Below are 21,851 nucleotides of genomic sequence, written 5' to 3'. Positions count from 1 at the left end.
TCTTCTTTCGACTAACATATTTTTGTCCCAGCCTCTTTAATACTTACGCAAAAGTGATACTTCAGCTTTTAGTAAATGCTGTCGGAACAATCCGTATACTTTAGCGATTATGTCTTCAACTTCTTGTGTACTAGCAGCTAATATTCGAATAGCACATCCAGGGATCGGAAGTGCGGAAGCTCCTACTTTACAGCCAACCTCTTCGCACAGCTGATGTACTTTCGCTATAAATGCGTCGTCGGCGTTTGGATGAACAATGATAATCGATCCAAAATGAGTATACCCTTCCATTTTCATCATGCCGCGCAAATGGCTTTCTGGCTTCAAGTATAAGTGATCGTATACCTTCAGCTGCTCGTTTACATACAGTTTAAGCTTGGAACGCATAGAGGTATATTGAAACAGCTGCCCATCCGGCGACCACCCCGGGGTGATGCTGTCACACATAAACAAAGCAGCGTTTTGTGCCATACGAACCGTTATTTCTTGGAAAAATGCAGCATTTTCATACAAAATAAGCGGGTCTGGTATATATTCCATGATGGCTTGTTCTTCAAGGGTTATACACGTTTCTTGTAAAACAGCTTCGTTCGGTGTTTTGTACACCTTTGTCGCAGATTGAGTAGTAGCCGTCAGCTGGGCATTTTTCTCTACCGTTATCATCGTTTTATATTTGTCTCCGCTTACGTATCCTCCACCTACGTGAAGCATATAAACAAAAGGGGATTCAGGAGTCATGTAAATAGGTCTGGCAACTTTAAAAGCACCGTAATGGTACGTATCTTTAATAATGGTTCGCTCGCTGTTTCTTTCTGCTCGAAGCTCTAAATAACCCGTGTAGCTCATGATTCAAGGCCGATTAAAAAGGCCTCTTTTTTAATCCACTCTATTACTTGGTCGAGCCCTTTATCTTCTTTTAAATTGGTGAAAACAAAAGGCTTGTGCCCTCTTGCTTGGATTGTATCTTTTTTCATTACTTCTAAACTGGCTCCTACATACGGGGCTAAATCTGTTTTGTTGATAATGAATAAATCAGATTTAATCATTCCTTGACCGCCTTTACGCGGGATTTTTTCCCCTTGTGCTACATCGATGATATAAATCGAAAAATCAACGAGCTCTGGGCTAAACGTTGCGGCTAAATTATCTCCTCCGCTTTCTACAAAAATAAGTTCAACATCGGGGTGACGTTCCACTAACTCATCGATCGCAGCAAAGTTCATAGATGCATCTTCTCGAATGGCCGTATGAGGACATCCTCCTGTTTCTACTCCTACGATACGATTTTCTGGCAAAACACTGTTTTTTACTAGAAATTGCGCGTCTTCTTTTGTATAAATATCGTTTGTAATGACTGCCATGCTTAGCTGTCCTTCTAGTGCACGCGTTAATCGTTCTACTAACATTGTTTTCCCTGCACCAACAGGTCCACCAATTCCAATTTTAATTGCATTCATTTTTACGCCTTCATTGTTAGAAGGCTTTCCCTCCTTTTTTATGACATGAACAATCGTACATGCAATTGTTCATGCTGCATTTGAGCAATTTCTAACCCTGGTGTCACCGCACCAAATTCCTCTTGATCTGCTTGTAAAATATGCTGAAGTGCGTGCTGCAGCAGCGGCTGAAAAAGAACGAGCGTTTTTTGCCCATCGGTTTGCCCGATCGGTATGCCCCGAACAGCATTTTGAATTAACGAAGAAATGCTAGCGTACAAGTGACTTAAAATTGCCTCTTCTTTTGTAATGTTCAACTGCAGGCTGGCTAATGCAAATACAACAGCAGGATGTCCATACGCCTTCTTTGCTTTTACCTCACTCATATATTTTTCTAAATAAGAGCCTTGAAATAACTCTAAGCAAAGTTTTAACATGCGCTGGCCCACGCGTCTTGTCCCTTCTCTTGTTTCTTTTGACAAAGCAAGAGCGTATAATTCATGATCCACTCTCATAATTTCGTTAAACTGGTCATGATTCGCATACTCATAAGCCAGTCTGCATGCTAAGCCGTCCGTATACGTCAGCTGAACATCAAGGTATGTACGAAGCGCTTCTTGAAAGGTTTCTGTGTTGCAAATTTGATCTTGCTGAATATACGTTTCAAAACCAAACGAATGTGAAAATGCACCGGATGGAAAATTTGAATCACATAGTTGAATCAGCGAAAGCAATGAATTAGTCATGACTGTGTCCGATATGCTTAAAAGCTTGTTTTACTTTTCTTTTTTCGCGCTTATAGGGAATATCAAGCTGCTGAAGCAATTCTTCGACTAAATAATCGTACTGTACGAGCATGTCTCCACCTTCAAACTGTGCTGGCAAATGTCGGTTGCCAAGCTGATGAGCAATTTCTCCCATTTGCTGAATATTAATCGGCTGAATGGTTAAAATATCGTCTGCCACCACCTGAACAACAATCATATTGCTTTCATCCATAAACAGCACGTCGCCATCAGTGAGCTCGCGATTTTCTTTTAGACGAATTCCTAGTTCCTTACCGTGATCTGTTACAACGCGTTGAACGCGTTTTACTAAGTGATCACTTTCGATATATACCTTTTCTATATGCGGAGCCCGTTTTTCTAATGTTGCCATATTTCCGATAATTTTTTCGATTACCATTTCTTTCACCTCAAAATAAAAAGTATCGCTGCGCCATAGGCACAACTTCTGCTGCTTCACATGTAATCATTTGTTCATCTACTTTTACTTCGTACGTTTGGGGATCAACTTCAATTTTAGGCATTTCCCCGTTTAACTTCATATCTGTTTTTTTTAATTGACGAATATTTTTGACCGGTTTAAGCAGCTTTTGCAACCCCAGTTTCTCGCCCACTTTGTTCTCGTACGCTGCTTTTGACACAAACGTAAGAGATGTTTTAGCTCTTGCTTTTCCATAAGAAGCAAACATCGGACGGTATAAAACCGGCTGTGGAGTTGGAATTGAAGCATTAGGATCTCCCATTAAGCTGTGTGCAATCAAACCGCCTTTTACAATCAAGTCAGGCTTTATTCCAAAAAAAGCTGGCTCCCATAGGACTAAGTCAGCCATTTTCCCTGTTTCTACTGATCCTACATATTCGGAAATTCCATGAGCAATAGCTGGATTAATCGTATATTTAGCTACATAGCGTTTGACACGTGCGTTATCGCCAACTTCGCTGTCACCATCAAGTTTCCCTCGTTGCTTTTTCATTTTGTCAGCTGTTTGCCACGTTCTTGTAATTACTTCGCCTACACGTCCCATTGCTTGAGAATCTGAAGAAATCATACTGAATACACCTAAATCGTGTAAAATATCTTCAGCTGCAATCGTTTCTTTGCGAATGCGAGAATCAGCAAAAGCGATGTCTTCTGGTACAGAGGGATCAAGATGATGACATACCATGAGCATATCTAAATGTTCTTCAAGCGTGTTGACAGTATAGGGCCTTGTTGGATTAGTTGATGATGGAAGCACGTTTGGAAAGCTTGCCATTTCCATAATATCAGGTGCATGTCCGCCTCCAGCTCCTTCAGTATGATAGGTATGAATGACTCGATCGCCAATCGCTGCAATCGTATCTTCGACAAAGCCGCCTTCATTTAAAGTATCTGTATGAATCGCAATTTGAACATCGTACTCGTCTGCTACCTGTAAGCTTGTATCAATGGCAGATGCTGTGGTTCCCCAGTCTTCATGAAGCTTTAGTCCAATCGCTCCAGCTTCAATTTGCTCAATTAAAGGCTCTTTGGCACTTGCATTCCCTTTTCCTAAAAAGCCAATATTCATTGGGAATGCTTCAGCAGCTTCAAGCATTCGTTCAATATGCCAAGCTCCGGGTGTACAAGTTGTCGCTTTTGTTCCTGTAGCCGGTCCCGTTCCTCCTCCAATCATTGTTGTCACGCCAGAGGCAAGAGCAGTTTCAATTTGCTGCGGACAAATGAAATGAATATGTGCATCAATACCGCCGGCGGTTACAATTTCCCCTTCTGCTGCAACCACTTCTGTACTCGCACCAATGATGATGTCTACTTCATCCATCAGCAGGGGATTGCCCGCTTTTCCGATAGTTTGAATGAGTCCATCTTTTATTCCAATATCTGCTTTATATATGCCTGTATAATCAAGAATAATTGCATTTGTCAACACTAAGTCCGCTGCTTCGTTTCGTGTTGCAAGAGGATGCTGCCCCATTCCGTCACGAATGACTTTTCCTCCGCCGAACTTTACTTCATCTCCGTACGTGGTGAAATCTTTTTCAATTTCAATAAATAGCTCTGTGTCTGCTAAACGAACAGCATCTCCAACGGTTGGTCCAAACATATCTGCATACTGACGTCGCGACATTTGAAAACTCATCTTATACATCTTCCTTTCTATCAGAAAGCGATCTGTTTGTTTTATTGTTAAGACCGTAGATTTCTCTTGTTCCGGAGAAAGCAACGAGATCCACTTCTTTTGCATCACCTGGTTCAAAACGAACGGCTGTGCCGGCCGGAATATTTAAATGATAGCCAAGCGAAGCTTCGCGTGGGAACTCGAGCGCAGCATTCACTTCAAAAAAATGAAAGTGTGACCCTACTTGAACAGGTCGATCGCCTCTGTTGATTACAGTCACGCTAATTGATTTCTTACCGTTATTACATGTGATTGGGTCTTTTTTTAAGAAATATTCTCCTGGAATCATATCTTCCCCTCCTCTTAACGAATTGGATCGTGCACAGTGACGAGCTTGGTTCCGTCTGGAAAGGTAGCTTCCACTTGAATATCATGAATCATTTCTGGAATACCTTCCATTACATCTTCTCGTTTTAAAATCTTGGTCCCTTCTCGCATTAGCTGTGCTACCGTCTTGCCATCACGAGCTCCTTCCATAATTTCATATGTAATAATAGCTACTGCTTCGGGATAATTAAGTTTTAATCCTCTTGTCTGACGGCGTCTTGCTAAGTCTGCAGCTACGACAATCATTAATTTTTCTTGTTCTCTCGACGTAAGTTTCAATGAAAGCTTCCTTTCTGCTAATCTATTTTCTAATTAACATCAAATGTGATATTTTCTAACACAAATACATAACTAATTATAGTAAATTTTCTGACAAAAAACAAAGAATTTATCTCTTCCGATAAAAAAAGATGAGCATGTTTGCTCACCTTTTACTCTTCTGAAATCGCTTGTGTTTTCCACTTCTGCAGGTGTTTCCAGCCCAAACCTTCAGCTAGCTGGCGTTTTGCATAGTCTACTCCTTTTTCAATAGAAGCTTCATAACCAAATAGATAATAGCGCAAGCCAGCGTTTAATACTACTTGATTATAGACGTAAGTCAGTTCGGAAGAAGATTCACCCTCCAGAATGCGCGTCACATATTCCGCTTGTTTTTCAACACTTATTTTCTTTTCAAAGTGCTCTTCTTCCACGAACAGTCCGTATTCTTTTGGATTGACAATAAACGACTCCATCTCTCCTTCTGAGATCGTAAAAACAAAGCTGCTTCTATGTACAGGTACATCTTCTGATCCTTCTATCCCTTGTACCACGTATACGTGTTTGAAATGCAGAGAAGCAAAAATAGGCACAATCTTATTAATGGCCGTACGGTGAAAAGCTCCCATCATTAAAGAAGAAGCATTCGATAAGTTTAGTAGTTTTTCAACCGTATTAATAAGTGTCCTTACACCAATTTCATGACGAACTTGTTTGATGCGGCTAAGAGGATAAGAGATTGTTTCGGCATTTACAAAGCCAATTTTTAACGTTTCAAACGCATGACCGATGTCTTCAATCGTTTGAGCTTGAGGGATCTGTAATGAATGAAGTACGTCTTCAATCGTTGTTCCAAACTTTGGAGGAAGCGCTTCTGTACAGTGTAAAAAAGCTGGCACACCTCTTTCAGCTAATAAAATTGATACAGGAATGGTCGCAAAAAATGAATTCCTCCCTGCATAAGGGCTTGCAAAATCAATTGATTTATCTTTTAACGGCTGAGACAGCGGTATTTCTTTTGTTTTTTCACGAAAAGCATGAACGAATCCCAATAGTTCATCTGCATTTTCAGTTTTAATACGTTCCGCGATAAAAAAAGCAGCGATCTGAGCATCCGTAGCTTGTCCAGAAGCGATTAAGCGAGCTGCTTCTTTTGCTTGTTCATACGTTAAGTCAGTTGATCCCCTTTTTCCGCGCGCTATTTCTTTGATAAATTGCTGCATATCGTACACTTCCTTTTTAACTGAATATTTGTACATTGTATCACATATTTTCTTTGTTCCTTAGATTATCTTCTATCAGGTACGCAAACTGCTAAAAAATATGAAATTAAAGGAAAAGTACTAGTTCTTTTATAACCTAATATAGTATAATCTATCTGCTATACTATTATTTGGATATTTGGGGGACTTTACAAATGAAAAAAGAGAAACTACTTGTACCATTTATAGCAGCATCCGTTTTAGTAGGAGCATCGGTGACAACGCCTGTTTTTAGTCACTCTGCTTATGCTGCTTCTTCTGTCAGCGTTTATCAAAAAGACGTTAATTCGCTAGCAGATTATTACGCACCATTTTATAAAACCGTAGAAAAAAAGCTAAAAGAAATTGAAGGAATAAAAGATGACGAAAAAGCGTTAGCTGCATATGATCAGCTTGCAGATCAAATTGACCAGTTTCTAACAAAGACTGATAAAAATTACGCGATGAATCATCTTAATTCGGAAGCTGATCAGCTTCAAGGGTATTTATACGACAGCTTAATTGCTCTTTATAATTACATTGTGGATCTTGAAGATTATGCGTACGGAGATGTAAGTGACGCGGAATTTAATAAGATCTCTGCAAATTTCGAAAAAGAAATCAACGCATACAATACGCAATTTCAGCAAAAAGCGAAGAGCTATAAAACGAAGCGAAAAGTAACGTTTAACGCAAATATGAGTTATTTGCTTGATGAAGATATTCAACCTTCACCAACAGCTCCATCTACACCGGCTGATAGCAATGGCACCTACACGGTGAAAAAAGGAGACACGCTGACAGCAGTTGCTAAAAAGTACGGCATGACGGTAGCTGAATTAAAAAAATTAAACAATTTAAAAACAGATGCGTTAAAAGTTGGACAAGTGCTGAAAGTGAAAAGTGCAAGCGCACCTTCGCCGGCTCCAGCACCTCAAACTTCTGTTAGTGCAAAACAGCAGCAAATTGTATCGTATGCTAAAACGCTAATTGGAAAGCCATATAAATATGGGGGTACGACACCAAAAGGTTTTGATGTATCAGGGTACACACAGTATGTATATAAAAACGCGGGTTCAAATATTTCTATCCCCCGTACAGTAGCAGATCAGTATAAAAGCGGCACGGACGTAAAGCAAAACAGCCTCCAGGCTGGAGATTTAGTTTTCTTTAAAAACGGCAAATCCGTTTCAGTCGTAGGAATTTACCTAGACAAACAAGAATTCATTTATGTCAGCAGCAACGGCGTTAAAACGCAATCACTTTCAACAGCGTACTGGAAAAACAGCTATGCGGGCGCAAAGCGTATTATAAAGTAAAAAGAGGTGCCATAAGGCACCTCTTTTGCTTTACTAGCTATGTATTTCTATACTAGACTAGCAATTTTATAAAGAACTTCTTAGTTCATAACCGTAATTTTAACAGATTTTCTTCCGAACTGTTGAGCATCACCTTCAGCAGGAACGAATACATCAATTCGATTGCCTTTAATTGCTCCACCTGTATCGGCAGCTACAGCTTCACCATAGCCTTCTACATAAACTTTCGAACCTAATGGAATAACACTAGGGTCAACAGCAATTACTTTTTGATTTGGATTTGCTTTTAAATCCACTCCTGTAGCAGTTGTACCGCTACATCCAGCACAATTAGCCGTATAGGCAGTTGCTTCAACTGTCATTGATTTGCCGCTGGCTTGTTGTGACGATTCAGCAGGTTGTTGTTGTTGTTGAGCTTGTTCAGCTTGAGCTTGCTGCTGCTCTTTTTGAGCCTGTTCAGCTTGAGCTTGCTGCTGTTCTTTTTGAGCCTGTTCAGCTTGAGCTTGCTGCTGCTCTTTTTGAGCTTGTTCAGCTTGAGCCTGCTGCTGCTCTTTTTGGGCTTGTTCAGCTTGAGCTTGCTGCTGTTCTTCTTGAGTTTGTTCAGCTTGAGCTTGCTGCTGTTCTTCTTGAGTTTGTTCAGCCGGCGCTTGAGCTTGCTGAGCTTCTGGAGCAGCTTGGGCTACTGAAGGACTTGATTGCTGAGCTTGGCCGTTTGGAGACTGAATTTTTAATTGTTCGCCAGGATAAATTAAATCTGACTTCAGTCCGTTCCATTCTTTAATTTGATCTACCGTCACGCCGTATTGCTGACTGATGGACCATAATGTGTTTCCTTGCTGAACTTTGTGCGTCATTTCTTTTATAGTAGCTACGTTTAATTCTTGATTTGGATAAATAATATTAGATGTTAAGTTATTTGCATCTTTTAGCTCGTCTACGCTCACGCTGTGCTTTTGAGCGACTTTCCATAACGTATCACCTTTTTCTACGTGATACGTTCCGCTTGTAGAAGCAGAAGCTGCACCTACAAATCCTGCTGAAAGGATTGCTGTTGTTCCTAGAGTAAATATAAATTTTTTCATTACGAATACCTCCTTATTTACTCAATGATTGAATGATATCATCCTCACATTTCACAGCCGTTACAGAGCCATGCTACTTTTATTACAAAACTTAACAAAACAGAACATTTAATCGTAATATTTCTGATAATTTGGCTATATGATGAAACGTTTCTACTTTTTACTGCTTTTTATTGTTGTTTTTACTAAAATAGTTAAATTTCTCTACCATTGCTGGCTATGCCTCTTCTTTTTTATTGATCATTTAACGGGTATATTCAGTTTTTTTATAACAAAAAAAAGCGAACCGCTAATCAAAAATTTTGATTAGCGGTTCGCTTTTCAATTCGGCTAAAATACTTTTGTCCCAGCTTTTTTTATTTCTTGTTAAATCCTTGCTTTTCAACAAATTCTTTCATATACATACGCTTAGGATTGGAAAGCATGTCGGCCATTTGACCAGTCCATGTGTCTTGGCGTTTGCCATTTGTTCTTTCGTTGTAATAAGCAGAAATTTCTTCGTTATACGATGTTAATTCTTTTTTCGTCTGCTCATCGTTCGGCTCATATGTTTCTTCATGATACACATGTTTAAATGGTAAGCGCGGCTTTTTATCCGTAATACCCGCTGGATGTCCAACCGTTAGACCAAATAACGGAATTACATGATGAGGCAGTTTTAACAATTTGCTTACTTCTTCTAATTCGTTACGCAAACCTCCGATGTAACAAGCTCCAAGTCCCATTGATTCAGCAGCAAGTGTTGCATTTTGCGCAGCAAGGGCAACGTCAATAATAGCTACCATAAACTGCTCTGTGCTTTCGAGCGCTGTCGATAAATCTTTTTTCTCCATTTCCGCAATGACATCATGACGATGAAAGTCAGCGCAAAATACAAAGAAGTGTCCATTTGTTTCTACGTAAGGCTGATTTCCTGCTAATTGAGCAAGCTTTCGCTTCGTTTCTTTATCTTTTACTCCAATAATGGAATACGCTTGAATATAGCTTGATGTGGAAGCTGCCTGTGCGCTTTCTACAATCGTCTGAATTTGCTCTTCTGACAATGGTTTGTCTTCATATTTGCGAATAGAACGATGATTTAAAATCGTTTCAATAACTGAGTTCATATTATAATCTCCTTTTACTTCATCTAACCTTCTACAGTTGTTATCTCTACAGTTAGTTTATCGAATGTAAAAAGAAATAACCAATGTTCTGCTTAAAATTGATTTTGACTTGTCTCATATCGATACAGCTTAAAGTGATCTGCAAGCACGCGATCTACTTTTACTTCTAAGCTGTCTACATATTCGTCCATCCGTTTTATCAACCGGTTTCGTTTCACATCATTTTCTAAAATGTTCTTAAGCTGCTGTTCAAAGGCTTCAGCCTCATTAAGCGGTATCAGCAGCTCTTTTTCTTTTAGATATTCAATGTTAATTTGTTCTTGACCTGGAAGAGATGAGTGAATAAAAATAGGTAGTCTTTTGTGAAGGGCTTCGCTAATTGTCACTCCCCCCGCTTTTGTGACAATGGCATCTGCTCCCTCATATAAATCATTCATTTTCTCTCTCGATTTTACATACGAGACCGCTTTAATTCTCGGGTGGTTTAATTTTATTAGTTCTTGATACAACTTTTTGTTTTTTCCGCACAGCACATAATACATATACGTACAGTTTTGCGGAAGCTGCTGAAGCATTTTGCGTACATTTCCAAGGCCGGAATTCCCTCCGGCAATCAGTATATGTTTCTGTGGCATAAGATGGTCAATCCTTCTTTTTAAAAACGCTTTATGAACAGGAATTCCCGTTACATAAATAGAAGACTCTTTTACACCGTGAACGTTTTGTAAAAACGCTTTTGTATCCTGATCAGGCACGCAGTGAAGCTCAATTCCATTTTTACCCCATACGTCGCTTACTAAGAAGTCTGTGTATACGTTTATAATAGGAAGATCAATGATTCCTTTTTCTTTTAACCCGCTTAATACACAGGAAGGAAAGCTGTGTGTACAAACAATGACATCCGGCTGCTCTGCATCAATTAATTTCTTCATATGGTATTCGATAATCGGCCATTTTTTCACAACAAAATCGTCCATCGTATGGTCGTTTTTTTTGTATACATGACCGTAATAAAATTTTTCAAACTGCTTTGGGAAAACAGAAATCCATTTCATGTATATCGATGAAATCATTTGTTCAAGCGGTTTGCTCCAATAGCTTAAACAATCAATTTTTTGACAAATAACGTGCGAAAAACGCTCCATAATGGCATCCATAACGGCGTCTGCTACTTGGTGATGACCAGATGGCATCTGAAAAAGCGGTAAGAATAAAACCTTCCTCATTGACCATCCCTCCTCTCAAGACGTTTTCGGTTTCTTGTTCTTTTTATAAGTAAATAAATGACAAAAAAAGCTACAGCGCCCATGATAATATACGAAATATGAATTCGATCTCCTACGTAGTAACCTAGAATCAGAAAAGAAAGGACCCATACTAGACTTCCTACTACCGATAACAATAAATAAAGCAAAAACGGATAGCGACTTATTCCCGCCATATATGGGCTAATTTGACGCAAACCTGGAATATATAAACCAAATAAAATGGTCCATATCCCATATTTATGATAGCTGCCGCTTGCCGCTTCAATTTTCTCTTTGGTTAACCCTACGTATTTTCCGTATTTATCAAAAAATGGGGTTCCCGCATACCTTCCTAGCCCGTAAGCAGTAAGCATTCCAGTAATAACACCTAAAAAAGCAAAAAGAGATGATTCGTATAAGTTCAGCTGATGCTTGGCAATAAACATGCCTAATAATATTAAAAATGATTCTTCAGGCGCTGGAATTCCAACAATCCCACAAAAAAGTACAAGTAAAATAACAATATAACCATAGGAATGTATATACTGAGAAATAATTGTTAAGTCCACTGCTCGCTCCTCTATTTACGATTGATTCATCAATTGCTGCATGGTTATACTTTCATACCCTTGCTGTTTTAAGTAAGGTAAAAATTCTTCTAACGCCGCAATCGTCATTTCAGGTGCTTTTTCATCTGCTCCCGGGGTATCTCCATTATCGTGTAACACAAAAATGGCTCCATCTTCTACTTTACGCATTAGTTTTTGAACTAATGCCGTTTTCGTTGTTTTTAGTGTCCAATCCTGAAAGATTCCTGTCCAGATCACAAGGTGATATGGCTTGGCCATTGATAAACTGCTCATATTTAAATGTCCCCACGGCGGACGATAAAAAAGCGGCTTTTGATTGGTTACTTTCTCTATAACCTGTGCACATTGATGAATTTGTCTTTTTAATTGCCAAGGTGTTTGCGTCCATGCACTCACATGACGATGATGATGTATAGCTACTTCATGTCCTTCATCGATCATTCTGTTTAAAATAGACGGGTGTTTCTCCCCTAGTTCTCCCACAATAAAAAAAGTAGCTTTCATTTCATACAGTTTGAACAAGTCCAAAATTTTTGGTGTATAAACAGGATGAGGACCGTCGTCAAATGTTATAGCTATTTTATGCTTTTTTTCCCCTTTTATTATGACTGATGAATGATAGCGACGATAAAGGGTTTGCGAAATAATGGTATATACACATATAACCATTAGAACGAAAAGTAAAACAATAAAAAAACGAGTCATATGCTTTTAACCATCCTTTTGAATTTAAATCCTGCATTTATTATAACGGTTTACTCAGACTTTGGTTTCATTTTTTTGTGATAGAAGCCAGGAATTTTAAAATAATTTGATACTTTACCTAAAAATAGCTGTTCTGCAAGGATATACCGGAAATAAAATGATATCATAAAATTTCCCTTCATTCAGTAAAAAAAGTACTTTTTACCAGTTATATCTATCTTTTGTACGATAACTGTCATTACTTTTTAAAAATAAAAAACTTCCCGCACGAGTGCGGAAAGTTTTTAAATTAAAATTTTGCTCGATACCATTTTTCAGCTGCTTCAATTTCTGTTCGTGTTAACTGATGCCCAAATGATTCCCAATGCACCTGTACTTCCGCTCCAGCTTTTTCTAAAAGCGCAGAAAGTTCTTCCGTTTCTGATGCTGGGCAAATAGGGTCGTTTGTACCTGCCCCAATAAAGATAGAAGCGTCGGTCTTAGGCACTTCAATTCCTCTTCTTGGAACCATCGGATGAAGAAGAGCCGCCCCTTTTAAAGAATTCTCATAATGAAATAGCAAACTTCCTGCAATATTGGCACCATTTGAGTAGCCTACAGCTACGATGTTGTGTCGATCGAATGAGTATGTTTCAGCCGCTTCATCTAAAAATTGATGAAGTTCTTTTGTGCGTTCAATTAAATCTTCTATATCAAATATTCCTTCTTGTAAACGTCTAAAGAAACGGGGCATTCCGTTTTCTAGTACATTTCCTCTTACAGATAATATGGAGCAAGAGGAATCAATCATATCCGCAACAGGGAGCAGATCTTGTTCTGTACCTCCTGTACCATGCAACAGCAATAAAGTCGGTTTCGTCTCGTCCGTTCCTTTTTTAAAAATATGTTTCACGTATATCCACTCCTTTTAAATATCTCGAATTAAAGATAATTTTATTATAAGAACTTTCGAAGCATTTGTAAAGGAACTACTGTCAAAGAAATACCTGTATGTTTTGCTGGCAGTATCACATAATACTGAATAACTTCATATGGCCATTGCTCATATGCAGCTAGGTATTTAATTCGTTTGACTTACAGGGTGGAAAGAAATATTCCACTTTTAGCTAAGTGCTCCCGTCAAAAGGTGGATAATGATTAAAACTCACCCGTCTTCCGTCATATAAAAAGTGCCCTAGTCTGATAAATTAGTTAATTTTTTCTTTATTTCGTTACTTTCAACAGATATCAGCATTTATACCCGAACGTACTGAATCTTATTTCGTATACGTGTTATAACAACTTTTTTCTATGAGAAACAGAACGTAAAATACCAGCTTGTTTTTTCATAAAGGGGAACAAAGCCCCGAATGGTGCTTTATACGACTTTATTTGACAAACACAAATTTATGGGTAAACTAAGTTCAGATGATTGTATTTCACTTCGTTTCAGTTTAATAAAAAAACGAAGCATCTGCGAGTAAGCAAAAAATAACTGCGTAAAGAGCTATTTATGTCAATCATCTTATACCCTAAAAACTTACCTGCACTTGAATAATAGCCTTTATTAAACTTAGCACGTCAGCTTGTGAACGTTAATACTTTATCACCCATCTCTCTGTTAAAAGATTGAATGGGCCAACAAACTTCAGCATTCTTTACATAACGACCTTGTAAAGACGAAGAATGTAGCTATGTGTGAACATGGAATTATTACTTAGTGGAGTGAACCAACATGAGGAAATTTATTTTAGCCTTTTTAGTCGTTGTTTTAATTGTAATGCTGGGAGTTACCTATGTATTAAAGCAATTTCAGCAAACGGCTGATTTATCTTACTCGAAACTGCAGTCGGTTCAAAGTACGGTAGTCTATGACAAAAATGACCGTAAGATTGACGAATTGTATAAAACCGTTCCCCGTCAAAATGTTTCGAGCAATGAAATTCCCGATTATGTAAAAATGGCGTTTGTTGCAACGGAAGACCGTCGCTTTTACAAGCATTTTGGGATTGATTTACAAGGTATTGGCCGCGCCCTTTTTAAGAACATTGTAACAATGAGTAAAGCTGAAGGCGCAAGTACCATTACACAGCAGTTAGCAAGAAACCTTTACTTATCTAGTGATAAGACCATTAAACGTAAAGTAGATGAAATGTTTCTATCACTAGGCTTAGAAAGACAATTTACAAAAGACCAAATTTTGGAATTATATTTAAATCAAATTTATTTCGGAAGCGGTGTATATGGTATTGGTGCAGCTTCTCAGCTTTATTTTAATAAGCCTGTATCAGATTTAACCGTAGGCGAAGCTGCGCTTTTAGCGGGACTGCCAAAAGCGCCGAGTACGTATTCACCAAGCAATAGTACAGAAAAAGCGACAGCCCGACGAAACGTTGTATTGAAACTGATGCATGACCAAAACGTTATTAGCGATACTCAGTATCAGCAAGCGTTAAACGAACGTGTAGTCAAGCCTAGTGTTCCTGTTAAAAAACCGAACTCAAATCAAGCATTTATTGATTATGTAATTAAAGAAGCTGCTCAACAGTATGGCGTATCTGCTGATGACCTTTATAAGGGTGGTTATGCCATTTATACAGATTTAGATCCTAATTTACAGGAATCGATTAATAACTCTGTAGCAAATCATACGTTCCGAGATGATGACATCAACAGCAAAGTAGAGGTTGGGATTTCAGCTGTTAACCCTAAAACAGGTGGAATCTCAGCGATGTATGGAGGACGCAGCTATGAGCGAAACGGCTTAAACCGTGCTACAAGCGGCTATCAGCTTGGTTCAGCTATTAAGCCGTTAGCCGTATACGGTCCAGCCTTAGAAACTGGAGATTATACGCCAACTTCACTCTTAAGTGACGAACGACAAGACTTTGGCGGTGGATATAGCCCTAAAAACGCAGAAGGTGAATATCAAAAGCATGTGACAATGCGTGAAGCACTTACCCGTTCACTTAACGTTCCAGCTGTTTGGCTTTTAAAACAAATTGGTATTGATACAAGCGCAAAATTCATGGAAAAAGCTGGACTTCCGCTTGAAGATGACGATAAGTCAAAATTAGGGCTTGCTCTTGGAGGAACGACCACAACGTTCTCTCCCCTTCAGTTAGCACAAGGATATACTACTTTTGCTAACAAAGGCGTCATGACTAAGCCGTACGCAATTCGAAAAATTGAGATGCGCGACGGTGAAGTGAAAAAGCCAGACATTCAAACAGCGCAAGTAATGAGTGAAGAAAATGCAGATACAATGACATCCATGTTGCAAGATGTGATTGAAAAAAGCTATGGAACAGGTGTTAACGCTCGTTCTTCACGAGATGCTGCAGGTAAAACCGGTACAACCAACGATGTCAAAGATGCTTGGTTTGTCGGGTATACCGATGATGCAGTCGTTTCTATCCACGCTGGCTTTGATAATGCTAATTCTACGCAAACAACGAAATACTTATCAGGCGGCGGCGGACAAGACCCTGCTACACTGTTTAGCTCTATTATGAATAACTGGTAACCAAAAAACCTCCAACTTCACTGTTGGAGGTTTTTTTAAGATAAATGCGTTTTATGCTTAAGTGAAAAAAAGGAAACGTTAATGACTTTGCAAATCGTTACATAATGCAGAACGGTCAGGACAACCACGCCACAGTTCATCCCGATAATAATTCCCTGCATGCCAATATTTGTTTGTGATCCTAAGAAAAACATCAGGGAAAAAGATACAATATGAGACCAAATCGTATGATAAAAAGCATCTTTTACATAGCCAAGGCCAATTAAATAAGCTTGAAGCGGGACGGCAAAGAAGTGAAAAAGAAAATACGGCCATAAAGCCTTTAGGTAGTACACGGCTTCTGTAGAATGAAAAAACAAGTTAGTAAGCGGCTCAGCAAAGAAATACATCGCCACTATAGACGGAATCCCATATAAAAATGTCATTTGCATACTTTGAGTCAAAAGTCTTTGAAGCTGTTCTTCCTGATTTTTCGCATGAGCTTCAGATACAGCAGGTATTAGTGCTACTAAAAGAGAATGAGCAAAGAAAGCCGGAAAAAAGCCAATCGACATCGCTACCCCTGTTAGCATACCAAAATGCTGCGTTGCCCCGGTTAAAGTCATACCCGATAAAACGAGCGCGTGTTTGATTAAAAACGGCTGAATAGCATTACATACCGCATTAAATAAACGCAGTCCCGTGGTCGGAAGTGAGACACCTAACAGCTTTTTCCGAATCTCACTTGGAGAAAGCAGAGGTCTGTGCCCTCTTGATAAAACACTTAACTGGGTAACATACGTGATAAAAAAATAAAGCAAAATAACAGCTTCGGTCCCAATTAGCGTACAAATCGCAATAAACAGCGACATTTTAACATCTGTGAAAGCAAACATTTGAAAAACAATAAATAAAATCGTTAGCTGAAAGGCTTTGCGGATAAAATTAGACACAGCGATAGTCGTCATGTTATTTTTACCCGTAAAATATCCACGAAGCACCGCTGAAAACGAAACAACCGGAATGAAACATAGTACAACCCATTTTAAATAAGGATGATAGTGACTAAAAAATGGAAAGGCTGCTAATACGGCCAGTGTAATAAAAAAGATTCCCAAGCTCACAGCAGTCGCAAAAATGGTGGCATGCTTCATCATATGCTGATGTTCTTTGCGATGATGTTCAGCCAAAAATTTAGAAATAGAAATAGGCAGTTCTAAGTTGGCTACGGTAGCAATAAGAAAAATGATAGGAAGAACCGTCATGTACATACCCATGCCTTCCCTTCCTAATTCTCTAGCAAGTACCATATTTACAAGAAATTCAATTAACTCTCCTGCAAAGGCAGCACCTGCTAGAATAAACGTTCCTTTCAAAAAAGTGTTCATCTCGTTATCTCCTCTATCTCCCGTCCTTTTTCATCACTACCTCTTCTCTCTATGTATATGACAAGCCCAATACGAATTATTTGTCTAATTGTATTTTTTCGGTGTACAAGTTCTTGTATAATGTTCAACCTATGTGAAAAAAAACCGTTATATACCTTTTTCATATAGGAAATTCATTCATTTCTTATACTTTGACTCTTGAGACTTACATAGGAAAACAGGAGACTGAATGAACCTGGCGATTGCTAACGGGAATAGAGCATGTGGTTTTAATATAACAAATTCACATATCAGTTAAGCGTCTTTATTCACTATTTTCTGTGGATGCACTTCTTTTTTTGACACCGAAGCGTTTTTGCCTAGTACAACCGAAAAGACAACAATTATTGCTGTAGCAAGAGTAAAAAGTGTAATTGTTTCACCTAGAAATAGAGCTGCAAACAAAATCATTAAAAATGGCTGTAAATATTGAACCTGGCTAACTCTGGCTATGCCACCCATAGCCATCCCGCTGTACCAAGCAACGTATGCTAAAAATTGACTCACTACTGAGAGATAAATCAAACTAACCCACGCTTGTAAAGGCGCATGGAGCATTTCAGCTGTAATGCTTAGTCCTACTGGAACCATAAAAAATGGTGCACCGATGATAATGGCCCAAGCAATTACTTGCCAGCTGCCTAATCCTCTTGCTAATACCCCTCCTTCTGCATAGCTCAGTCCAAGTATCAGCACCGCTGCTAGTAAAGCTGCATCAGCAAACTGCAGTTGACCGAATCCAAGGTGAAGAGCATACACGATAACAGCTGCCGAACCGATTATACTTGAGACCCAGAATTTTAAAGAAGGGCGTTCACCCCCTCTAAACATCGCAAAACCGGCTGTGGCTAATGGTAAAAGAGCGAGTTCAACCGCTCCGTGAGAAACAGGCAATGATTTCATTGCCCAGGAAGTGAGCAGAGGAAACCCTAAAACTGCGCCTAAAGCGACGATCAGCAGACTTTTAAATTGACGGAGAGAAGGGAATTTTTCTTTTCGTACAATCAATATCACAGCTACTAAAACAGCAGCTATAGCTGTTCTTCCTAAACCGGCGACTGTCGTGCCGAAATACTTGACTGCAATGCTTGTAGAAGGAAGGGTTAAGCTAAAACAGATAACGCCTATTAACCCCAACAATAAGCCCATTTTCTCTCTACTTTCTTTTTGCATCTTACCCTACCCCTGTCTTTTTATTTTTCAGAACTATACCATTTTTCTAAAAAAAGTTCTGATATAATTAAAAGGATAGCGCAGGACAACTAGTAAAATAAATCATTCTTTTACCTATCTGTACGGGTACAAATTAAAGGAGTATGACCTATGAGTTTGAAATATCTGAAAATCATGGAAGAAATTAAGCTTGGCCTAGCAAATGGATCGCTTATTGCAGGTGGTAAACTCCCTTCTGTTCGCCGACTCTCTCAACATTTTTCGTGCAGCAAGAATACCGTTATCAAAGCGTACAGTGAACTAGAAAAAGAGCATTTAATTTATTCTGTTCCTAAAAGCGGCTACTACGTTGTGGCAGAATTTCAACATAGGACGAATGAAAATGAAGTGATTGATTTCTTGTCTGCTGGTCCAGATAAAAACGTTATGCCTTATCTTGAATTTCAGCATTGTATAAACCAAGCGATTGAACACTACAAAGAAGAGCTTTTTACATACTCTGATCAACAAGGCTCTTACTCATTGCGGGTACAGTTAGTGAAACACTTGCAGAACCTACAGGTGTTCACTCAAGCTGAAAGGTTAGTTGTTGTATCCGGGTCTCAGCAAGCTCTTCACTTACTAGTTTCTATGCCCTTTCCAAATGGAAAAAATAATATCCTAATTGAACAGCCCACTTATTTCGGTTTTATCGAGTCTCTTACGCTGCACCAAGCTACTACTTTTGGGATCGAGCTATCGATGAAAGGTATTGATCTTGATCGTTTGGAGTACATTTTTCGAAATAATGATATAAAATTTTTCTACATTATTCCAAGATTTCACAACCCTCTTGGGCATTGTTATACAAATTTCGAAAAGAAAAAAATCGTGGAGCTAGCCGAAAAATACGATGTATATATAGTGGAAGATGACTTTTTGGGCGATCTTGATCCCGATGCAAAATCAGATCCTTTATTTTCTTTTAATCCTTATGGACGAGTTATTTACATTAAAAGCTTTTCGAAAATCTTTCTTCCTGGGTTACGTATTGCTGCTGTCGTGCTTCCTTCGTTAATGAATAGCAACTTTTTACGATATAAATTCAGTTCAGATTTTAATAGTTCAGCGCTTTCCCAAGGTGCTCTTGAAATTTATTTAAAAAGCGGCATGTTTACGAGTCATCTTAAAAAGATAAAAGAGGTATACCATACCAAAATGCAAACTCTTGTAGAAGCATGTGATTTACTGCTACCCCCTCATACACATTTTTCTAAACCAACTTCAGGATTCTATTTATCCATTAGTTTGCCTGAGCATGTGACAGCAAAGCAGATCGTTCATATGCTAAACGAGCAGCACATATATGTTGATGATGCTTCTAGATTTTTTTTACCAGAATACAAACTAGACACTCTTCTCCGATTAAGCATCTCACAAGTAAATACGAATACGATCAAACGAGGAATTGAACAGCTGGCTCAGTGCATTACTTTAATTGATGATAGAAAACATCATCCTATTCCAAATAACCTTTTCCCCTTGTAGAATGGGAATTCAATGGACATACTAAACGAAAAGAAGCCAAGGAATTAGCATCCTTGACTTTTTTTATTTAACCGTAACGGTTATAAGAGGCATGTTATGCGTCCCTTTTGCAGAAACATGTGATTGCACGGTATATGTGCCAGGCTCAGAAAAAGATGTTTGTATTTCATATACACCTTCTCCTATTTGTTTAGGCTTTAACATCTTCCCTTTCTCTTCGCCATCTTTTTTCTCTATTTCAAATTCAATCATTTCAACATCATCATTTTTTACTTTTTCGTCTCCATATGTAACTTCGACTTTGTAGATACCGCTTTCATTTTTCCGTAACGCCTCTGGGCCTTGAAGATTTACGTCCAACGGTTTTGGCTGCTCAGCATTTGTGCTTTGAGCAGGTTCCTGACCACAGGCCGTTAAAAGTAAACAAAGACTGATTATAAATATACTTATTCTTTTTTTCATGTATTCATCTCCTTTTTAAACCCTTTGTTTAACTATAACGCGTATTGCAAAGAAAAAAATGAATTTTTCTAAAAAAGAAGGATTTTTAAAGAATTTTTAAGAAAAAAAGTTCATACTGATACTAACTAGTTTTTTCCAAGGAGGAAGAAAATGAATTCAGCTAAATCTCCAGCTAAAAAATCATGGCTACAGACATTAATCAAAAATAAAAATGAGCGCAAAAAAGTGATCTTTATCTTTACTATCTCTTTTTTACTAGTTGTAGCAGGGCTTATTTACATCCCTATTTATAAACATTCCCTTCCAATCGATTCTAAAATATATGAAGGGAATTTTAAAGAGCTTGGTTCAATCGCACGAATTGGTTTTTTTGCAGCTTTAGCCATTTATCCTATTTTTTTATTATTAAAATGGAAACCGTTATCGGACATAAAAAAAGGAAATTTTGAGTTAAAACCGCTTATCCAATTTTTAGCCAAGTATGTTCGTCAGTGGCACGTTCCCATTGCTCTTATATCAACGGCCTTGATTATTTTACATGGTTATATGGCTTTAATAAAAGGATTTCAAGCAAATTTTACGTACTTTTCAGGAATTATTACAATGGCTGTTCTAGCTTGTTTACTCGTGATGGGCGTGAAGCGCTATAAGCGTACAGATAAAAAGTGGCATCTTAAATTTGCTATCTCTTTTTTGGTTTTGTTTATGATTCACGCTACCTTTTCATAACTTGCCATTGTTTAAAGTTTTTTTATATAGGGTACAGTTCACAATGAATACATGATATGTATCACTATACGTTTTACATCATTTAGGAGGTATAAACATGGCAAGAGTGTTAGCTGTATTATCAAGCGGATACGAAGAGAAAGATTATCACACAGGTTGGTGGGCAGAAGAATTATTTGCTCCGCTGCAAAAGCTTGAGGACGCAGGGCACACCGTTGATTTAGCCTCACCTTTTGGAGGTAAGCCGGAAGTAGACGTTCGAAGTATTTCAGAAGACTTTGATCCAGACGGAACGTATAAAAAATTATATGAATCAGGAAGAGCGGATCAGACAATGAAACTTGAAGAAGTAGATGCTGAGAACTATGACGTTATCTTAGTAGTAGGCGGCCACGGCGCTATGTTTGACTTAGCAAAAAATGTGGACTTGCATGCACTTATGAACAAAGTGTACGACAATGGAGGTATTTTAGCAGCTGAGTGTCACGGACCTTCTGTTTTTGCTTTCTTGAAAGGATCCGATGATGAACTGTTAATTAAAGGACTAGACGTAACCGGTTATCCTGATGAAATTGAACCGGAAGAAGTACTTCCCTTTTTACCATACAGTTTAGAACAAGAACTTCGTGAAGTGGCTAACTACATCCCTGAGATGGATAAAAAAGCATATGCTGTTTGGGCAAATGATCAAATTGTCACAAGCCGAGATCCTTTTTCTTCTGAGTTAATGGGTGATGAATTAGTTAAAAAGCTAAATAAATAAACTAAAAAAAGACTGCTTAAAAGCGGTCTTT

The 21,851-nt window shown here is 38.4% G+C and carries 22 protein-coding genes; 5 read left to right on the top strand and 17 right to left on the bottom strand.

The window, feature by feature from the left end; all coding sequences use genetic code 11:
* Window positions 1-36 precede the first annotated feature (36 nt).
* The 8 genes from ACFX4G_RS11015 to ACFX4G_RS10980 all read right to left on the bottom strand — a co-directional run bounded on the left by ACFX4G_RS11015 (window position 37) and on the right by ACFX4G_RS10980 (window position 6,188).
* Window positions 37-846, bottom strand: a complete 810-nt coding sequence (locus ACFX4G_RS11015) for an urease accessory protein UreD (protein WP_377574580.1) — start codon at window positions 844-846, stop codon at window positions 37-39.
* A complete protein-coding gene (gene ureG / locus ACFX4G_RS11010) occupies window positions 843-1,457 on the bottom strand; it encodes an urease accessory protein UreG (RefSeq protein WP_043981526.1) in 615 nt (204 codons plus the stop codon). The genes ACFX4G_RS11015 and ureG overlap by 4 nt, the downstream gene beginning before the upstream one ends.
* 38 nt (window positions 1,458-1,495) lie before the next feature.
* Window positions 1,496-2,182 carry an urease accessory protein UreF gene (locus ACFX4G_RS11005; RefSeq protein ID WP_097825190.1) on the bottom strand — a complete coding sequence of 229 codons (687 nt, stop codon included), beginning with the start codon at window positions 2,180-2,182 and terminating at the stop codon, window positions 1,496-1,498.
* Complete coding sequence (gene ureE, locus ACFX4G_RS11000; RefSeq protein WP_043981524.1) at window positions 2,175-2,621, bottom strand: urease accessory protein UreE; 447 nt, start codon at window positions 2,619-2,621, stop codon at window positions 2,175-2,177. Before ureE ends, ACFX4G_RS11005 begins: the two co-directional genes overlap by 8 nt.
* 10 nt (window positions 2,622-2,631) lie before the next feature.
* Window positions 2,632-4,341, bottom strand: coding sequence for an urease subunit alpha (ureC, locus tag ACFX4G_RS10995; protein WP_377574577.1), 1,710 nt, complete (start codon window positions 4,339-4,341; stop codon window positions 2,632-2,634).
* Between the two features lies 1 nt (window position 4,342).
* Window positions 4,343-4,669: an urease subunit beta gene (locus tag ACFX4G_RS10990; RefSeq protein ID WP_013083758.1), complete on the bottom strand. Its 327-nt coding sequence runs from the start codon at window positions 4,667-4,669 to the stop codon at window positions 4,343-4,345.
* A gap of 14 nt (window positions 4,670-4,683) precedes the next feature.
* Window positions 4,684-4,986: an urease subunit gamma gene (locus ACFX4G_RS10985; protein ID WP_013057659.1), complete on the bottom strand. Its 303-nt coding sequence runs from the start codon at window positions 4,984-4,986 to the stop codon at window positions 4,684-4,686.
* A gap of 152 nt (window positions 4,987-5,138) precedes the next feature.
* Window positions 5,139-6,188 carry an anthranilate phosphoribosyltransferase gene (locus ACFX4G_RS10980; RefSeq protein WP_377574574.1) on the bottom strand — a complete coding sequence of 350 codons (1,050 nt, stop codon included), beginning with the start codon at window positions 6,186-6,188 and terminating at the stop codon, window positions 5,139-5,141.
* 194 nt (window positions 6,189-6,382) lie between these two features.
* On the opposite strand from ACFX4G_RS10980, the gene ACFX4G_RS10975 reads away from it, so the two are divergent.
* Window positions 6,383-7,525, top strand: coding sequence for a C40 family peptidase (locus ACFX4G_RS10975; protein ID WP_377574570.1), 1,143 nt, complete (start codon window positions 6,383-6,385; stop codon window positions 7,523-7,525).
* A gap of 80 nt (window positions 7,526-7,605) precedes the next feature.
* On the opposite strand, the gene ACFX4G_RS10970 is transcribed toward ACFX4G_RS10975, so the two are convergent.
* The 6 genes from ACFX4G_RS10970 to ACFX4G_RS10945 form a co-directional block, all read right to left on the bottom strand.
* The gene (locus ACFX4G_RS10970) at window positions 7,606-8,607 is read right to left on the bottom strand and encodes a 3D domain-containing protein (protein WP_377574567.1); all 1,002 of its coding nucleotides are present in this window, start codon (window positions 8,605-8,607) and stop codon (window positions 7,606-7,608) included.
* A gap of 356 nt (window positions 8,608-8,963) precedes the next feature.
* Window positions 8,964-9,713, bottom strand: coding sequence for an oxygen-insensitive NADPH nitroreductase (gene nfsA, locus ACFX4G_RS10965; RefSeq protein WP_043981519.1), 750 nt, complete (start codon window positions 9,711-9,713; stop codon window positions 8,964-8,966).
* A gap of 92 nt (window positions 9,714-9,805) precedes the next feature.
* Window positions 9,806-10,939, bottom strand: a complete 1,134-nt coding sequence (locus tag ACFX4G_RS10960) for an MGDG synthase family glycosyltransferase (RefSeq protein WP_025751216.1) — start codon at window positions 10,937-10,939, stop codon at window positions 9,806-9,808.
* Window positions 10,936-11,529, bottom strand: a complete 594-nt coding sequence (locus tag ACFX4G_RS10955; protein WP_013083764.1) for a DedA family protein — start codon at window positions 11,527-11,529, stop codon at window positions 10,936-10,938. Before ACFX4G_RS10955 ends, ACFX4G_RS10960 begins: the two co-directional genes overlap by 4 nt.
* Before the next feature lie 15 nt (window positions 11,530-11,544).
* Window positions 11,545-12,255, bottom strand: a complete 711-nt coding sequence (locus ACFX4G_RS10950; RefSeq protein ID WP_097825194.1) for a polysaccharide deacetylase family protein — start codon at window positions 12,253-12,255, stop codon at window positions 11,545-11,547.
* Window positions 12,256-12,544: 289 nt separating this feature from the next.
* The gene (locus tag ACFX4G_RS10945) at window positions 12,545-13,147 is read right to left on the bottom strand and encodes an alpha/beta hydrolase (RefSeq protein WP_377574563.1); all 603 of its coding nucleotides are present in this window, start codon (window positions 13,145-13,147) and stop codon (window positions 12,545-12,547) included.
* 822 nt (window positions 13,148-13,969) lie between these two features.
* Here ACFX4G_RS10945 and ACFX4G_RS10940 point away from each other — a divergent pair.
* On the top strand, window positions 13,970-15,760 hold the full coding sequence (locus ACFX4G_RS10940; protein ID WP_097825195.1) for a transglycosylase domain-containing protein: 1,791 nt from the start codon (window positions 13,970-13,972) through the stop codon (window positions 15,758-15,760).
* A 35-nt stretch (window positions 15,761-15,795) separates the two neighbouring features.
* Here the strand turns inward: ACFX4G_RS10940 and ACFX4G_RS10935 are convergent, their stop codons facing one another.
* Together ACFX4G_RS10935 and ACFX4G_RS10930 are read right to left on the bottom strand one after the other, a co-directional pair.
* Window positions 15,796-17,127, bottom strand: coding sequence for a polysaccharide biosynthesis protein (locus ACFX4G_RS10935; RefSeq protein ID WP_013083768.1), 1,332 nt, complete (start codon window positions 17,125-17,127; stop codon window positions 15,796-15,798).
* A gap of 294 nt (window positions 17,128-17,421) precedes the next feature.
* Entirely contained in the window at window positions 17,422-18,339 is a 918-nt protein-coding gene (locus ACFX4G_RS10930; RefSeq protein WP_097825196.1) for a DMT family transporter, read from the bottom strand.
* 150 nt (window positions 18,340-18,489) lie between these two features.
* On the opposite strand from ACFX4G_RS10930, the gene ACFX4G_RS10925 reads away from it, so the two are divergent.
* A complete protein-coding gene (locus tag ACFX4G_RS10925; RefSeq protein ID WP_097825197.1) occupies window positions 18,490-19,866 on the top strand; it encodes an aminotransferase-like domain-containing protein in 1,377 nt (458 codons plus the stop codon).
* A 63-nt stretch (window positions 19,867-19,929) separates the two neighbouring features.
* Here ACFX4G_RS10925 and ACFX4G_RS10920 read toward each other — a convergent pair whose 3' ends face one another.
* Complete coding sequence (locus tag ACFX4G_RS10920; protein ID WP_097825198.1) at window positions 19,930-20,328, bottom strand: FixH family protein; 399 nt, start codon at window positions 20,326-20,328, stop codon at window positions 19,930-19,932.
* A 150-nt stretch (window positions 20,329-20,478) separates the two neighbouring features.
* Here ACFX4G_RS10920 and ACFX4G_RS10915 point away from each other — a divergent pair, with 150 nt between their 5' ends.
* Both ACFX4G_RS10915 and ACFX4G_RS10910 read left to right on the top strand, forming a co-directional pair.
* Window positions 20,479-21,057 carry a hypothetical protein gene (locus ACFX4G_RS10915; protein ID WP_043981511.1) on the top strand — a complete coding sequence of 193 codons (579 nt, stop codon included), beginning with the start codon at window positions 20,479-20,481 and terminating at the stop codon, window positions 21,055-21,057.
* A 97-nt stretch (window positions 21,058-21,154) separates the two neighbouring features.
* The gene (locus ACFX4G_RS10910; protein ID WP_013083773.1) at window positions 21,155-21,820 is read left to right on the top strand and encodes a type 1 glutamine amidotransferase domain-containing protein; all 666 of its coding nucleotides are present in this window, start codon (window positions 21,155-21,157) and stop codon (window positions 21,818-21,820) included.
* Window positions 21,821-21,851 lie beyond the last annotated feature (31 nt).

The sequence above is a fragment of the Priestia sp. YIM B13486 genome (genome assembly GCF_042787865.1).
Taxonomy (GTDB): Bacteria; Bacillota; Bacilli; order Bacillales; family Bacillaceae_H; genus Priestia; species Priestia megaterium.
Note: the sequence above shows the minus strand (reverse complement) of the source record. Positions and strands in the feature narration are given on the sequence as shown.

Coding starts and splice junctions, on each gene's coding strand:
- ACFX4G_RS10915 (WP_043981511.1), top strand. CDS start 20,479: ATGAATTCAGCTAAATCTCCAGCTAAAAAATCATGGCTACAGACATTA.
- ureG (WP_043981526.1), bottom strand. CDS start 1,457: ATGAATGCAATTAAAATTGGAATTGGTGGACCTGTTGGTGCAGGGAAA.
- ACFX4G_RS10920 (WP_097825198.1), bottom strand. CDS start 20,328: ATGAAAAAAAGAATAAGTATATTTATAATCAGTCTTTGTTTACTTTTA.
- ACFX4G_RS10925 (WP_097825197.1), top strand. CDS start 18,490: ATGAGTTTGAAATATCTGAAAATCATGGAAGAAATTAAGCTTGGCCTA.
- ureC (WP_377574577.1), bottom strand. CDS start 4,341: ATGAGTTTTCAAATGTCGCGACGTCAGTATGCAGATATGTTTGGACCA.
- nfsA (WP_043981519.1), bottom strand. CDS start 9,713: ATGAACTCAGTTATTGAAACGATTTTAAATCATCGTTCTATTCGCAAA.
- ACFX4G_RS10940 (WP_097825195.1), top strand. CDS start 13,970: ATGAGGAAATTTATTTTAGCCTTTTTAGTCGTTGTTTTAATTGTAATG.
- ACFX4G_RS10930 (WP_097825196.1), bottom strand. CDS start 18,339: ATGCAAAAAGAAAGTAGAGAGAAAATGGGCTTATTGTTGGGGTTAATA.
- ACFX4G_RS10950 (WP_097825194.1), bottom strand. CDS start 12,255: ATGACTCGTTTTTTTATTGTTTTACTTTTCGTTCTAATGGTTATATGT.
- ACFX4G_RS10980 (WP_377574574.1), bottom strand. CDS start 6,188: ATGCAGCAATTTATCAAAGAAATAGCGCGCGGAAAAAGGGGATCAACT.
- ACFX4G_RS10990 (WP_013083758.1), bottom strand. CDS start 4,669: ATGATTCCAGGAGAATATTTCTTAAAAAAAGACCCAATCACATGTAAT.
- ACFX4G_RS11005 (WP_097825190.1), bottom strand. CDS start 2,182: ATGACTAATTCATTGCTTTCGCTGATTCAACTATGTGATTCAAATTTT.
- ACFX4G_RS10935 (WP_013083768.1), bottom strand. CDS start 17,127: ATGAACACTTTTTTGAAAGGAACGTTTATTCTAGCAGGTGCTGCCTTT.
- ureE (WP_043981524.1), bottom strand. CDS start 2,621: ATGGTAATCGAAAAAATTATCGGAAATATGGCAACATTAGAAAAACGG.
- ACFX4G_RS11015 (WP_377574580.1), bottom strand. CDS start 846: ATGAGCTACACGGGTTATTTAGAGCTTCGAGCAGAAAGAAACAGCGAG.
- ACFX4G_RS10970 (WP_377574567.1), bottom strand. CDS start 8,607: ATGAAAAAATTTATATTTACTCTAGGAACAACAGCAATCCTTTCAGCA.
- ACFX4G_RS10960 (WP_025751216.1), bottom strand. CDS start 10,939: ATGAGGAAGGTTTTATTCTTACCGCTTTTTCAGATGCCATCTGGTCAT.
- ACFX4G_RS10975 (WP_377574570.1), top strand. CDS start 6,383: ATGAAAAAAGAGAAACTACTTGTACCATTTATAGCAGCATCCGTTTTA.
- ACFX4G_RS10910 (WP_013083773.1), top strand. CDS start 21,155: ATGGCAAGAGTGTTAGCTGTATTATCAAGCGGATACGAAGAGAAAGAT.